Raw genomic sequence first — 13,040 nt, 5'->3', positions numbered from 1 at the left:
GTGCCCGGGGGGGGGGGGGGGGGGGGGGCCCGGCCCCCCCCCCCACCGCGATGGATCGGCCGGGTCCGCTCAAGGACCCGGGAATCGAAAGCTCCGGTCAGAGGGCGAGCGCCTGGGCCCGGCGCTTCACCTCCGTGCCGCGATTCTCGCTCAGGGCCTGCACGGGCGTGCCGGGCAGGGTCGGGTCGGCGGTGAAGAGCCACTCCAGCATCTCCTCGTCGGAGAAGCCGTCGTCACGGAGCACGGTCAGCAGGCCGGCCAGGCCCTTGACGACCTTGTCGCCGTCGATGAAGGGGGCGGGTACCTGCAGCGCGCGGTTCTCGCCACGGCGCACGGCGATCAGCTGACCTTCCTTGACCAGCTGGCGGACCCGGGTCACTTCGATGTCGAGCATCTCCGCGATGTCGGGGAGGTACAGCCAGGCGGGAACAAGGGCATCGATCTTTGCGTCAATCTCGGTCACGGACACAAGCCTGCCACCTCGCACCGACACCCGGTACCCGAGCCCGCCCGTCCGGGTCCCTCCCCGGCGCCCGTCTAGAGGGCGGCCGACTTCAGAGGGGTCTGCGGGTCGCCGACCCTGGCGGGGTCCAGGGGGGTGCCCGTCTCGATCAACTTGCGGCCCTGCGCCAGGTCCCGGGGGCGGCCCACCGCCAGGAGGGCCGCCAGCGCCCCGTCGCGCAGCCAGCACACCGACCACGTGGGCTCGGCCGGGTCCCCGCGCCACAGCAGGGTGTCCGCCCCGGCGTGGTGCCCCGCGTACTGCACGAACCGGCCGAACTGCTCCGACCAGAAGTACGGCACGGGGTCGTACACCTGCACCGGCTCGCCCGCCAGGATGTTCGCCGCCACCACCCGCGGCCCCTGGAGCGCGTTGTCCCAGTGGTGCACCAGCAGCCGCGCCCCGTACCGCGCGGACGGGAACGACGCGCAGTCCCCCACCGCGTACACGTCGGGCAGCGAGGTCCGCAGGTGGGCGTCGGCCACCACCGCGCCGTCGGGTCCGAGCTCCACGCCCGATCCCGCGAGCCAGCCCGTCGCCGGCCGGGCCCCGATGCCCACGACCACCGCGCCCGCCGCCAGCTCCCGGCCGTCCGCCAGCAGGACCCGGCCGGGCTCCACCGAGGCCACCTTGGTGCCGGTCAGCAGCTCGGCCCCGGCCTCCTCGTACCAGCGGGCCATCGGGGCGGCGACCTCCCCCGGCAGCGCCCCGGCCAGGACCCGGTCGGCCGCCTCGACCACGGTCACGGCGCAGCCCGCCTCCCGCGCGGCGGTGGCGAACTCCGCCCCGATCCAGCCCGCCCCGACCACGACCGCCGCCGGGGCGGTCGCCAGCACCGGGCGCAGCCGGGCCGCGTCGTCCAGGGTGCGCAGCAGGTGCACGCCGGGGACGCCCTCGGCGCCCGGCAGGGTCAGCGGTTCGGCGCCGGTGGCCAGCACGAGGACCTCGTACGGGACCGGGCCGGCCTCGGTGTCGAGCTCGTGGTCGGCGGCGCGCAGGGCGGTCACCTCCGTGCCGAGCCGGAGCTCGATCCCGAGCCCTTCGAAGTCCACGTCGAAGGCGGAGTCCTCGGCCTTGCCCAGCAGGACCGCCTTGGACAGCGGGGGCCGGTCGTAGGGCTGGTGGGGTTCGGCGCCCAGCAGGGTCAGGGGGCCTGTCCAGCCCTGTTCCCGCAGGGCGACCGCGGTCTGCACCCCGGCCATCCCGGCCCCGACGATGACGATGCCGCTCTGAGTCTGTTCCGTCTGCTCGCTCACGCCGCCCACCCTAGTGACCTGACAACTCATCAGGAACGGTGGCGGGGAGGCAGCCTTACCGGAGGGCGGCGCCAGGGTTAGTCTGGCCACCGTACCCATCGCGGGAGTCCGGGCGTACCGGGCTGAGAGGGAGGCTGGCCGGCCTCCGACCGTACGAACCTGATCCGGATCATGCCGGCGAAGGGAGGGGCTGGACGCCCATGCACTCATCTCGAAAGGGATCCGACGTCCTCGTCATCGGGGGCGGGATCATCGGCCTGGTCACCGCCTGGCGGGCCGCCAGGCGCGGACTGCGCACCGTGCTCGCCGATCCGGCCCCCGGCGGCGGGGCCGCCCGGGTCGCGGCGGGCATGCTGGCCGCCGTCACCGAGCTCCACTACGGCGAGGAGACCCTGCTCGGCCTCAATCTGGCCTCCGCCGCCCGCTATCCGGAGTTCGCCGCCGAGCTGGCCGAGGCGAGCGGCGGCATGGACATCGGCTACCGCGCCTGCGGCACCCTCGCCGTGGCCCTCGACGCCGACGACCGCCTCCACCTGCGCGAACTGCACGCGTTGCAGCGGCGCTGCGGACTGGAGTCCGAGTGGCTCACCGGCCGCGAGTGCCGACGCCTGGAGCCGATGCTGGCACCGGGCGTCCGGGGCGGCCTGCGGGTCGACGGGGACCACCAGGTGGACCCGCGCCGCCTGGCGGCCGCGCTGCTGGCCGCCTGTGAGGGCGCGGGGGTGGAGATCCACCGGGCGGGCGCGCGGCGGCTGCTCGTCAGCGCCGACCGGGCCGCGGGGGCCGAGCTCGACGGCGGGACGCGGCTGCAGGCGGACCAGGTGGTGCTCGCTGCGGGTTCGCTCAGCGGGAGGCTGGAGGGCGTACCGGCGGAGGTGCTGCCTCCGGTGCGGCCGGTGAAGGGGCAGGTGCTGCGGCTCGCGGTGCCTGCGGCGTACGCGCCGTTCCTGTCCCGCACGGTACGGGCGGTCGTCCGCGGCAGCCACGTCTACCTGGTGCCGCGGGAGAACGGCGAACTCGTCGTCGGCGCCACCAGCGAGGAACTCGGCTGGGACACCACGGTCACCGCCGGAGGGGTCTACGAACTCCTGCGGGACGCGCACGAACTGGTGCCCGGGATCACCGAACTACCGCTGACCGAGACGCGGGCCGGACTGCGTCCCGGCTCCCCGGACAACGCCCCGCTGCTGGGCCCGACCGACCTGCCCGGCCTGCACCTGGCCACGGGGCACTACCGCAACGGGGTGCTGCTGACCCCGCTGACCGGCGATGTGATGGCGCAGTTGCTGGCCACCGGCACGGTGGCGGAGCTCGCCCGGCCGTTCAGCCCCCGCCGCTTCAGCTCCGCACGCGAGGAGTCGTACGCATGACCATCTCCGTCAACGGCGAGCCGCGCGAGGTCGCGGCCGGCACCACGCTCGACGCCGTGGTCGGCCTCCTGACCGCGGCCCCGTCCGGTGTCGCGGCCGCACTCAACGAGACCGTGGTCCCGCGCGGCCGGTGGACCCTCACGCCGGTGGCCGAGGGCGACCGCGTCGAGGTCCTCACCGCGGTGCAGGGGGGCTGAACCATGGCCGACGACGTCTTCGCACTGGGCGACCGGACCTTCTCCTCCCGCCTGATCATGGGTACGGGCGGGGCGCCGAGCCTGGAGGTCCTGGAACGGGCCCTGATCGCCTCGGGGACCGAGCTCACGACGGTGGCGATGCGGCGCCTGGACCCCACGGTCAAGGGGTCCGTCCTGTCGCTGCTCTCCAAGCTGGGCATCGCCGTCCTGCCGAACACGGCGGGCTGCTACACGGCGGGCGAGGCCGTGCTCACGGCGCGGCTTGCGCGGGAGGCGCTGGGCACGGACTGGATCAAGCTGGAGGTCATCGCCGACGAGCGGACCCTCCTGCCGGACGGGGAGGAGCTGCTGGCGGCGGCCGAGACCCTGGTGGACGAGGGCTTCACCGTGCTCCCGTACACGAACGACGACCCGGTGCTGGCGCGCAAGCTGGAGGACGCCGGCTGTGCGGCGATCATGCCGCTGGGCTCCCCCATCGGGTCGGGGATGGGAATCCGCAACCCCCACAACTTCGAGCTGATCGCGGAACGGGCCGGGGTCCCGGTGATCCTGGACGCGGGGGCCGGCACGGCGTCGGACGCGGCGCTGGCGATGGAACTGGGCTGCGCGGGGGTCATGCTGGCCTCGGCGGTCACCCGGGCGCAGGCGCCCGTCCTCATGGCCGCGGCCATGCGGGACGCGGTGTCGGCGGGCCGGCTGGCCTTCCGGGCGGGCCGCATCCCCCAGCGCCGCTTCGCGGAGGCCTCCTCCCCCGCGGAGGGCCGCGCCGCCCTGGACCCCGAGCGCCCGGCGTTCTGACCGGGCCGCCGCTGCGCGGGCCCGGGCCCGCGCAGCGGCACCGGACCGCGTCGACCACGTCACAGGTGCGCTGCAAGCCGGACCACCGAGCCCGGCGGCAGCTCACCGGCTCGTAGAATCCCCGGGTGGACACGACCCTGGACGACCCCCTCGTCGGGCAGACGCTCGACGGCCGCTACCGCATCGACGCCCGCATCGCGGCCGGCGGCATGGCAACGGTCTACCGGGCCGTCGACACCCGCCTCGACCGCGTCCTGGCCCTGAAGGTCATGCACCCGGCCCTCGCCGCCGACACCGCCTTCGTCGACCGTTTCATCCGCGAGGCCAAGTCCGTGGCCCGCCTCGCCCACCCCAACGTGGTCGCCGTCTTCGACCAGGGCACCGACGGGCCCTACACGTACCTCGCCATGGAGTACGTCTCCGGCTGCACGCTACGCGACGTGCTCAGGGAGCGCGGCGCCCTCCAGCCGCGCGCCGCGCTCGACATCCTCGAACCCGTCCTCGCCGCGCTCGGCGCCGCCCACCGGGCCGGGTTCGTACACCGCGACATGAAGCCCGAGAACGTCCTGATAGGCGACGACGGCCGGGTCAAGGTGGCCGACTTCGGCCTCGTGCGCTCCGTGGACTCGGTCACCCACACCACCGGCTCGGTCCTCGGCACCGTCTCCTACCTCGCTCCCGAGCAGATCGAGAACGGCGTCGCCGACACCCGCGTGGACGTCTACGCGTGCGGTGTCGTCCTGTACGAGATGCTCACCGGCTCCAAGCCACACACCGGCGGCACCGCCGCGCAGGTCCTCTACCAGCACCTCCACGAGGACGTACCGCCCCCGTCGGCCGCCGTCCCCGGACTGCCGGCCGCCCTGGACGGGCTCGTCGCGCAGGCCGCCGCCCGCAATCCCGAGCTGCGCCCCCACGACGCCGCCGCCCTGCTCGGCGTCACCCTCGACGCCCGGGCCCGGCTCAGCGACGCCGAGCTGGACGCCGTACCGCCGCAGGCGCGCGCCGAGGAGCGGTCCGCCGCCGAGGACCGCACCAGCGTGATCCCGCGGCCGGTCGCGGCGCAGCCGCCGCTGCACCACACCTCCCGGCTGGCGACGCCGCCGATCCCGCCGCCGTCCGGTCCGTCCGGGCCGTCCGCCGGGCAGCCCCGCTCCCGCCGCGGCCTGTTCCTCGTCGTCGCGGGTGTGCTGCTCGCCCTCGGCCTGGGCACCGGCGTCTGGTACATCAACTCCGGGCAGTTCACCAAGGTGCCCAATCTGCTGGGCAAGACGGAGGCGCAGGCCAAGTCGGAGCTGTCGGCGGCCGGTCTCGGGGTGAAGCGGGTCGACCGGAAGTTCAGCGACGCCTTCGACCGCGGGACGGTCATGAACACCGATCCGCAGGGCGGCAAGCGCATCCGCGGCAACGGCGCGGTGGTGCTGACCATCTCGCGCGGCCCCGAGGTGGTCGTCGTCCCGGACGTGAAGGGCCGTCCGCTGGAGGAGGCGAAGGCCGAGCTGACCAAGAGCGGCCTGGCCCCCGGCCTGGTCACCCAGGCGTTCAGCCAGGACGTGGCGCAGGGCTCGGTGATCGGCACGAACCCGGGGGGCGGCCAGAAGCGGGCGCCCGACACGGCGGTCGCGCTCGTGGTCAGCAAGGGCCGCCCCGTCCAGGTGCCGAACGTCGCCGGGAGGCCGGTGGACCAGGCGCGGACGGCGCTCCAGGACCTCGGCCTGAAGGTGGAGACGGCCGCCGAGGAGGTCAACTCGCCCTCCCCCGCCGGTACGGTGGCCAACCAGTCGGTCGGCGCCGGCGCGCAGGCCGCGGCCGGGGACACGGTGACGCTCACCGTCTCCAAGGGCCCGCGCCAGCTCCCGGTTCCGAACGTGACCGGCCAGGACGTGGACGCGGCCCGCAAGACCCTGGAGGCGGCCGGCTTCAAGGTGAAGGTGGAGCGGCCCTTCCTCTCCTTCAGCAACACGGTGGAAGCCCAGTCGGTGCCGGGCGGCCAGAACGCGCCCGAGGGCGGCACGATCATCCTGCGGACCAAGGGGCTGTGACCGTCCATGGAACAGGCCGTACGCAATCCCGTCGGCGGACACGTCCCGGTCGCCGGCGGACTCGCCTCCGTGGGGCTGGCCTACGCCCGGCAGATGGGCGCCGAGGCCGTGCAGGTCTTCGTGGCCAATCCGCGCGGCTGGGCCACGCCCGCCGGCAATCCCGCGCAGGACGCACTGTTCCGCGAGGGGTGCGCGGCCGGGTCGGTCCCGGCCTACGTGCACGCCCCGTACCTGATCAACTTCGGCTCGCACACCGCGGCGACCGTCGAGAAGTCGGTGGAGTCCCTGCGCCACTCACTGCGCCGGGGCCGGGAGATCGGGGCGCTCGGGGTGGTGGTGCACACCGGTTCGGCGACCGGGGGGCGCCCGCGCGAGGCCGCGTACGCGCAGGTCAGGGAGTACATGCTGCCCCTGCTGGACGAGCTGGTGCACGAGGACGACCCGTTCCTCCTGCTGGAGTCCACGGCCGGCCAGGGCTCCTCCCTGTGCTCGCGCACCTGGGACTTCGGCCCGTACTTCGAGGCGCTGGACCACCACCCGAAGCTCGGGATCTGCCTGGACACCTGCCACGTCTTCGCCGCCGGGCACGACCTGGCCGAGCCGGGCGGCGTGAAGCAGACGCTGGACCTGCTGGTGGACACGGTGGGCGAGGGGCGGCTGAAGCTGATCCACGCCAACGACTCCAAGGAGGGCGTGGGCGCCCACAAGGACCGGCACGCCAACATCGGCCAGGGCCACATCGGCCGGGACGCCTTCGGCGAGCTCTTCGCGCACCCGGCGATGGAGGGCGTACCGCTGATCATCGAGACCCCCGGGGGACCGGAGGGGCACGCGGCGGACGTGGCGCTGCTGAAGGAGCTGCGGGAGATCCACTGATCCGCCGAGCGCATTGAGGAATACCCCTGGGGGGTATACGGTTCTGTCAGTCAGCAGGACCGTTCTCCGGCGTTCCCTGGGGGTTGCGATGCACCACGCCCACGAGCACCACCCCGAACAGCACGAACAGCACGAACACCATCAGCGCCATCGGCACCACGGCCGGGTCAGCTGGCCGACGGCCGCCCGGGCCACCCTGCACTGCCTCACCGGCTGCGCCATCGGCGAGGTCCTCGGCATGATCGTCGGAACCGCCTTCGGGTGGGGGAACCTGCCGACCATGGTCCTGGCGATCGTCCTGGCGTTCTTCTTCGGCTACGCCCTCACGCTGCGCGGGGTCCTGGCGGCCGGCGTGGACCTGCGTACCGCCGTCCGGGTGGCGCTGGCCGCCGACACCCTCTCGATCGCCGTCATGGAACTGATCGACAACGGGGTGATCGCCCTGTGGCCGGGGGCGATGGACGCCCACCTGGCGGATGCGCTGTTCTGGATCGCGCTGGCGGCCTCGCTCGTGCTGGCCTTCCTGGTCACCACACCGGTCAACAAGTGGATGATCGGCCGCGGCAAGGGCCACGCGGTCGTCCACCAGTACCACCACTAGCGAGGCGGCGACTACAGCTCGGGGCCGTCCCCCGGCTCCTCCTGGTACGAGTAGCGCTGCTCGCGCCAGGGGTCGCCGATGTTGTGGTAGCCGCGCTCCTCCCAGAAGCCGCGGCGGTCGGCGGTCATGTACTCCACGCCGCGCACCCACTTCGGGCCCTTCCAGGCGTACAGGTGGGGCACCACGAGCCGCACCGGGAAACCGTGTTCCGCGGTGAGCAGCTCACCGCCCTGGTGGGTGGCGAAAACCGTGCGCTCGGACGCGAAGTCGGCCAGCCGCATATTGGAGCTGAAGCCGTACTCGGCCCACACCATCACATGCGTGACCTGCGGGGCCGGCGGGGCGAGGTCGAGGATGCGGCGGGCGAGCACACCGCCCCATTCGGCGCCCGGCATGCTGAATTTGGTCACGCAGTGCAGGTCCGCCACGACGGAGTCGAACGGCAGGGCCGTGAACTCCTCGTGGTTCCAGCAGTGCTTCTCGCCGTCCGCGGTGGCGCCGAAGACGCGGAACTCCCAGCGGTCGGGCTTGAACTTGGGCACCGGACCGTAGTGGGTGACCGGCCAGCCCCGCTGCAACCGCTGCCCCGGTGGAAGCTCCGGCTGATCTGCTCCCGGAGATTCCCGGCTTTCCGGCTGACCCATGCCTCCATGGTGACAGACGCCGCGGGGTGGTCACGACCAGGTGCGAGCCGATTCGGGCAAGTCACGGTAACTCCCACTAAGGAGGCACTTACTGGACGACCCCTGGCGGCGGTGCAAGGATGCGCGCACTGCCCCGTCACGTTGCTGACATTGCCTGGAAGGAGCCTCTGCGATGCAGGGCGACCCCGAGGTCCTTGAGTTCCTGAACGAGCAGCTGACCGGCGAGCTCACGGCGATCAACCAGTACTGGCTCCACTACCGGATCCAGGACAACAAGGGTTGGACCAAGCTTGCCGAGTACACCCGCAGCGAGTCCATCGACGAGATGAAGCACGCGGACAGACTCACCGAGCGCATCCTCATGCTGGACGGGCTGCCGAACTACCAGCGCCTCTTCCACGTCCGGGTCGGCCAGACCCTGACGGAGATGTTCCAGGCGGACCGGCAGGTCGAGGTCGAGGCCATCGACCGGCTCAGGCGCGGGATCGAGGTGATGCGCGGCAAGGGGGACGTCACCTCGGCGCGTCTGTTCGAGGACATCCTGGCCGACGAGGAGCACCACATCGACTACCTCGACACGCAGCTGGAGCTCATCGAGAGCATCGGCGAGGCGCTCTACATCGCGCAGCTGATCGAACAGCCGGAGAGCTGATCCCGGAGCACCGGACACCGGCCCGTGGCGGCGGGCGGCGGCCCTACGCGGCTTCGGCGAGCTCCGGGGCCGCGGCGAGGACGGCAGCCGTCCTGCCCTTCTCCAGCAGCTCGCGGCGCGGGCACGCCCCGCGGCCGAGCAGGCCCTGGATGGTGCGGACGCACGAGCCGCAGTCGGTGCCGGCCTTCGTGGCCGAGGCGATCTGGCGGGGGGTGCAGGCCCCGGCGGCCGCGTGTTCCTTGACCTGCTGGTCGGTGATCCCGAAGCAAGAGCAGACGTACACGCGGTTCACCTCCCTGACAGGAACGGTCCTGAGCCATCCCCATTCGGTGAGGCTTACCTAACCGTACCCAAGGTGAGGCTTACCTGAAAGCCCCCGGAACGACAGTGGGGCGCGGATCACACGGATCCGCGCCCCACCGTCATGGAGTGCTTACTGGTCGCGGTACATCTCGGCGACCAGGAATGCCAGGTCCAGGGACTGGCTGCGGTTCAGCCGCGGGTCGCAGGCCGTCTCGTAGCGCTGGTGCAGGTCGTCGACGAAGATCTCGTCGCCGCCGCCCACGCACTCGGTGACGTCGTCGCCGGTCAGCTCCACGTGGATGCCGCCCGGGTGGGTGCCCAGGCTCTTGTGGACCTCGAAGAAGCCCTTGACCTCGTCGAGCACGTCGTCGAAACGGCGCGTCTTGTGGCCGGAGGCGGCCTCGAAGGTGTTGCCGTGCATCGGGTCGGTGACCCAGGCGACGGTCGCGCCCGAGGCCGTGACCTTCTCCACCAGCTCGGGGAGCTTGTCGCGGACCTTGTCGGCGCCCATGCGGACGACGAAGGTCAGCCGGCCCGGCTCGCGCTCGGGGTCGAGGCGGTCGATGTAGGTCAGGGCCTCGTCCACGGTGGTGGTGGGGCCGAGCTTGATGCCGATCGGGTTGGCGATCTGCGAGCAGAACTCGATGTGCGCGTGGTCCAGCTGGCGGGTGCGCTCACCGATCCAGACCATGTGGCCGGAGGTGTCGTACAGCTTGCCGGTCCGCGAGTCGGTGCGGGTCAGCGCGCCCTCGTAGTCCAGCAGCAGCGCCTCGTGGGAGGAGTAGAACTCGACCGCCTTGAACTCGGCCGGGTCGGTGCCGCAGGCCTTCATGAAGTTCAGGGCGTTGTCGATCTCCCGCGCGAGCTGCTCGTAGCGCTGCCCGGAGGGGGAGGACTTCACGAAGTCCTGGTTCCAGGCGTGCACCTGGCGCAGGTCGGCGTAACCACCGGTGGTGAAGGCGCGCACCAGGTTCAGCGTGGAGGCCGAGGCGTGGTACATGCGCTTGAGGCGCTCCGGGTCCGGGACCCGGGCCTCCTCGGTGAAGGCGAAGCCGTTGACGGAGTCGCCGCGGTAGGTCGGCAGCGTGACCCCGTCGCGGGTCTCGGTGTCCTTGGAGCGGGGCTTGGAGTACTGGCCGGCGATACGGCCGACCTTGACGACGGGCACGGAGGCCGCGTACGTCAGGACGGCGCTCATCTGGAGCAGCGTCTTCAGCTTGGCGCGGATGTGCTCGGCGGAGACGGCGTCGAAGGCCTCGGCACAGTCGCCGCCCTGCAGCAGGAACGCCTCGCCCTTGGCGACGGCTCCCAGACGGGCGCGCAGCTGGTCGCACTCACCCGCGAAAACGAGGGGAGGATACGACTCGAGGTCCGCGACGACAGCGCGCAGGGCCTCGGCATCGGGGTACGAAGGCTGCTGCGCCGCGGGAAGGTCTCGCCAGGTCGCCTTGGCGGCGGGGGCGTGGGTTTCAGCGTTCACGGTCACCTCGTACACATTACGGCGTTACGCCCGGGGTCCAGCCCGGGGACCACTACGTGAGACGGATGTCTCTGCCAGTGTTACTCGCCCGTCGCTGCGATGCGTGGGCTAGGGTGCAGCACATGTACGCGCTTTCCCTCCAGAACTGGTGGTGGCCCGCTCCCGGCGGCTCACCCCTCGCGCGTACCCACTGACACGAGCGAAGCGAAGGCCGCCCCGAGGGGCGGCCTTCGTGCTTGCGGGCCCGGGCCGTCCCTCTCCACCGGAAGGACGACCACCCCATGGCACCCAGCCTGCCCGACCTGCAGCGCCTGCTCGACGACGCCTGCCCGCCGTTCGCCCTGCTGCGCCGGCGCACCCCCGGCCGCGACCACGACACCGTCGAGGTGCTGATCGGCGCCGTCCACGAGGCCGGGCACCTGGCCGAGCTCCCGGTCCGGGAGCTGCCCACCCTCGCCCTCGTGCCGTTCCGCCAGATCCGGGAGCGCGGCTTCGACGTACGCGACGACGGCACGCCGCTGGCCGTGCTGGTCGCCGAGGAGGCGTACGAGATCCCGCTCGCGCAGGCGGTGGCGGCGCTGCCGGACCACGCGGTCCGGGTGGAGGGCGGCGGCTTCGACGTGCCCGACGAGGAGTACGCGGCCACCGTCGAGCGGGTGATCCGGGACGAGATCGGCCGCGGCGAGGGGGCGAACTTCGTCATCCGGCGCACCTACGAGGGCCGGATCGAGGGCTTCGGCCGGGCCGATGCGCTGGCGCTGTTCCGGCGGCTGCTGCTCGGCGAGCGGGGCGCGTACTGGACGTACGTCGTCCACACCGGGGAGCGGACCCTGGTCGGTGCCAGCCCCGAGGTGCACGTGCGGATGTCCGGCGGCACCGTCGTGATGAACCCGATCAGCGGGACCTACCGCTACCCGGACGGCGGTCCGACCGCCAAGTCGCTCCTCTCCTTCCTCGGTGACCGCAAGGAGACCGAGGAGCTGTCGATGGTGGTCGACGAGGAGCTGAAGATGATGTGCACGGTCGGCGACCGGGGCGGGGTCGTCGTCGGGCCGCGGCTGAAGGAGATGGCCCACCTCGCGCACACCGAGTACGAGCTGCGGGGCCGCTCCTCGCTGGACGTGCGGGAGGTGTTGCGGGAGACGATGTTCGCGGCGACGGTGACCGGGTCGCCGGTGCAGAACGCCTGCCGGGTGATCGAGCGGTACGAGTCCGGCGGCCGCGGTTATTACGCGGGGGCCCTGGCCCTGCTGGGCGTGGACGGGACGGGGTCCCAGACGCTGGACTCCCCGATCCTCATCCGGACGGCCGACATCGCACCGGACGGGACGCTCCGGGTGCCGATCGGGGCGACCCTGGTCCGGCGCTCCGACCCGGCGGGCGAGGTCGCCGAGACACACGCCAAGGCGGCCGGCGTGCTGGCGGCCCTCGGGGTCCGCCCGGCGGCGCCGCGCCCGGAGCCCGCGGCGGCCGGGCTGGCGGCGGACCCCCGGGTCCAGGCGGCCCTGGCGGGCCGGCGGCGCGACCTGGCGCCGTTCTGGCTGCGGATGCAGGAGCGGCCGGCCGCGGTGACGGGCCATGCGCTGGTGGTCGACGGCGAGGACACCTTCACGGCGATGCTGGCCCACGTCCTGCGGGTGGCCGGGGTGGAGGTGACCGTACGCCGCTACGACGATCCGGGGCTGCGGGCGGCGGCCCTGGCCTGGGACGGTCCGGTCGTGCTGGGCCCCGGCCCGGGGAACCCGGCGGATTCCCGGGATCCCAAGATGCGGACGCTGCGCGGGCTGACCGCCGCACTCCTCGGCTCGCACCGGGGCGGCCTGCTCGGGGTCTGCCTGGGCCACGAGCTGCTGGCGGCCGAGCTGGGGCTGCCGCTGGTCCGCAAGGCGGAGCCGGCGCAGGGGGCGCAGACGCGGATCGACCTGTTCGGGACGCCGGAGGTGGTCGGCTTCTACAACACCTTCACCGCGCACTGCTCCGGTGAACGGGCCGCCGACCTGGCGGGTCGGGGCGTGGAGGTCGCCCGTGACCCGGCCACGGGCGAGGTCCACGCGCTCCGCTCGGCCGCGGGCGGCTTCGCGGGGGTGCAGTTCCACCCGGAGTCGGTGCTGACGCTGCGGGGGGCCGAGCTGCTGCGGGACCTGCTGACCGGCGTCCGCGCGGCCGCCCCGGCGTAGGCCGCCGCCGGGCCTCGCCCCCCGGGACCGGGCCGGGGCGGGCCCTCCGGCGCCCCACCGGCCGTCACCCGCGGGTGGCGGCACCCGGCCCTGCGGCGCCGCCGCCCCGCGGGGGCGCCGCGCCGGGGCGAGCGCCGGGGCC

At 73.1% G+C, this 13,040-nt stretch carries 13 protein-coding genes and 1 riboswitch; of the genes, 8 read left to right on the top strand and 5 right to left on the bottom strand.

Features of this window, described 5'->3' with window-relative positions; genetic code table 11:
- Window positions 1-97: 97 nt before the first annotated feature.
- Window positions 98-463: an Rv2175c family DNA-binding protein gene (locus ABZ128_RS34635; RefSeq protein WP_352215115.1), complete on the bottom strand. Its 366-nt coding sequence runs from the start codon at window positions 461-463 to the stop codon at window positions 98-100.
- A gap of 74 nt (window positions 464-537) precedes the next feature.
- Window positions 538-1,758 carry an FAD-dependent oxidoreductase gene (locus tag ABZ128_RS34630; protein WP_356853766.1) on the bottom strand — a complete coding sequence of 407 codons (1,221 nt, stop codon included), beginning with the start codon at window positions 1,756-1,758 and terminating at the stop codon, window positions 538-540.
- 90 nt (window positions 1,759-1,848) lie between these two features.
- Window positions 1,849-1,961: riboswitch (TPP riboswitch) on the top strand.
- Between ABZ128_RS34630 and thiO the strand changes: the two genes are divergently transcribed.
- From thiO to ABZ128_RS34600, 6 genes are all read left to right on the top strand, one after another.
- Entirely contained in the window at window positions 1,959-3,128 is a 1,170-nt protein-coding gene (gene thiO, locus ABZ128_RS34625; protein WP_356853765.1) for a glycine oxidase ThiO, read from the top strand. (Overlaps the previous riboswitch by 3 nt.)
- On the top strand, window positions 3,125-3,325 hold the full coding sequence (gene thiS, locus ABZ128_RS34620; RefSeq protein WP_356853763.1) for a sulfur carrier protein ThiS: 201 nt from the start codon (window positions 3,125-3,127) through the stop codon (window positions 3,323-3,325). The genes thiO and thiS overlap by 4 nt, the downstream gene beginning before the upstream one ends.
- A gap of 3 nt (window positions 3,326-3,328) precedes the next feature.
- Entirely contained in the window at window positions 3,329-4,123 is a 795-nt protein-coding gene (locus tag ABZ128_RS34615) for a thiazole synthase (RefSeq protein WP_356853762.1), read from the top strand.
- Window positions 4,124-4,248: 125 nt separating this feature from the next.
- The gene (pknB, locus tag ABZ128_RS34610) at window positions 4,249-6,165 is read left to right on the top strand and encodes a Stk1 family PASTA domain-containing Ser/Thr kinase (protein ID WP_356853761.1); all 1,917 of its coding nucleotides are present in this window, start codon (window positions 4,249-4,251) and stop codon (window positions 6,163-6,165) included.
- A gap of 6 nt (window positions 6,166-6,171) precedes the next feature.
- A complete protein-coding gene (locus ABZ128_RS34605) occupies window positions 6,172-7,041 on the top strand; it encodes a deoxyribonuclease IV (protein ID WP_356853759.1) in 870 nt (289 codons plus the stop codon).
- An 88-nt stretch (window positions 7,042-7,129) separates the two neighbouring features.
- The gene (locus ABZ128_RS34600; protein ID WP_356853757.1) at window positions 7,130-7,642 is read left to right on the top strand and encodes a DUF4396 domain-containing protein; all 513 of its coding nucleotides are present in this window, start codon (window positions 7,130-7,132) and stop codon (window positions 7,640-7,642) included.
- Window positions 7,643-7,653: 11 nt separating this feature from the next.
- On the opposite strand, the gene ABZ128_RS34595 is transcribed toward ABZ128_RS34600, so the two are convergent.
- Window positions 7,654-8,286, bottom strand: coding sequence for a sulfite oxidase-like oxidoreductase (locus tag ABZ128_RS34595; RefSeq protein ID WP_356853756.1), 633 nt, complete (start codon window positions 8,284-8,286; stop codon window positions 7,654-7,656).
- A 172-nt stretch (window positions 8,287-8,458) separates the two neighbouring features.
- Between ABZ128_RS34595 and bfr the strand changes: the two genes are divergently transcribed.
- On the top strand, window positions 8,459-8,938 hold the full coding sequence (bfr, locus tag ABZ128_RS34590; protein ID WP_356853755.1) for a bacterioferritin: 480 nt from the start codon (window positions 8,459-8,461) through the stop codon (window positions 8,936-8,938).
- A gap of 43 nt (window positions 8,939-8,981) precedes the next feature.
- On the opposite strand, the gene ABZ128_RS34585 is transcribed toward bfr, so the two are convergent.
- Both ABZ128_RS34585 and ABZ128_RS34580 read right to left on the bottom strand, forming a co-directional pair.
- Window positions 8,982-9,230 carry a (2Fe-2S)-binding protein gene (locus ABZ128_RS34585; RefSeq protein ID WP_356853753.1) on the bottom strand — a complete coding sequence of 83 codons (249 nt, stop codon included), beginning with the start codon at window positions 9,228-9,230 and terminating at the stop codon, window positions 8,982-8,984.
- A 141-nt stretch (window positions 9,231-9,371) separates the two neighbouring features.
- Complete coding sequence (locus ABZ128_RS34580) at window positions 9,372-10,727, bottom strand: class II 3-deoxy-7-phosphoheptulonate synthase (protein WP_356853752.1); 1,356 nt, start codon at window positions 10,725-10,727, stop codon at window positions 9,372-9,374.
- Window positions 10,728-11,002: 275 nt separating this feature from the next.
- Here ABZ128_RS34580 and ABZ128_RS34575 point away from each other — a divergent pair, with 275 nt between their 5' ends.
- Window positions 11,003-12,898: an anthranilate synthase family protein gene (locus tag ABZ128_RS34575; RefSeq protein WP_356853750.1), complete on the top strand. Its 1,896-nt coding sequence runs from the start codon at window positions 11,003-11,005 to the stop codon at window positions 12,896-12,898.
- The last annotated feature ends 142 nt before the right edge of the window (window positions 12,899-13,040 follow it).

It is taken from the genome of Streptomyces sp. NPDC006326, from assembly GCF_040612915.1.
Taxonomy (GTDB): domain Bacteria; phylum Actinomycetota; class Actinomycetes; order Streptomycetales; family Streptomycetaceae; genus Streptomyces.
This window is presented reverse-complemented; position numbering and strand designations above follow the sequence as displayed.

Bases quoted from the DNA above. Each gene is read 5' to 3' on its own strand.
- ABZ128_RS34575 (WP_356853750.1), top strand. From the start codon at position 11,003: ATGGCACCCAGCCTGCCCGACCTGCAGCGCCTGCTCGACGACGCCTGC.
- ABZ128_RS34605 (WP_356853759.1), top strand. From the start codon at position 6,172: ATGGAACAGGCCGTACGCAATCCCGTCGGCGGACACGTCCCGGTCGCC.
- ABZ128_RS34595 (WP_356853756.1), bottom strand. From the start codon at position 8,286: ATGGGTCAGCCGGAAAGCCGGGAATCTCCGGGAGCAGATCAGCCGGAG.
- thiO (WP_356853765.1), top strand. From the start codon at position 1,959: ATGCACTCATCTCGAAAGGGATCCGACGTCCTCGTCATCGGGGGCGGG.
- ABZ128_RS34600 (WP_356853757.1), top strand. From the start codon at position 7,130: ATGCACCACGCCCACGAGCACCACCCCGAACAGCACGAACAGCACGAA.
- ABZ128_RS34615 (WP_356853762.1), top strand. From the start codon at position 3,329: ATGGCCGACGACGTCTTCGCACTGGGCGACCGGACCTTCTCCTCCCGC.
- bfr (WP_356853755.1), top strand. From the start codon at position 8,459: ATGCAGGGCGACCCCGAGGTCCTTGAGTTCCTGAACGAGCAGCTGACC.
- thiS (WP_356853763.1), top strand. From the start codon at position 3,125: ATGACCATCTCCGTCAACGGCGAGCCGCGCGAGGTCGCGGCCGGCACC.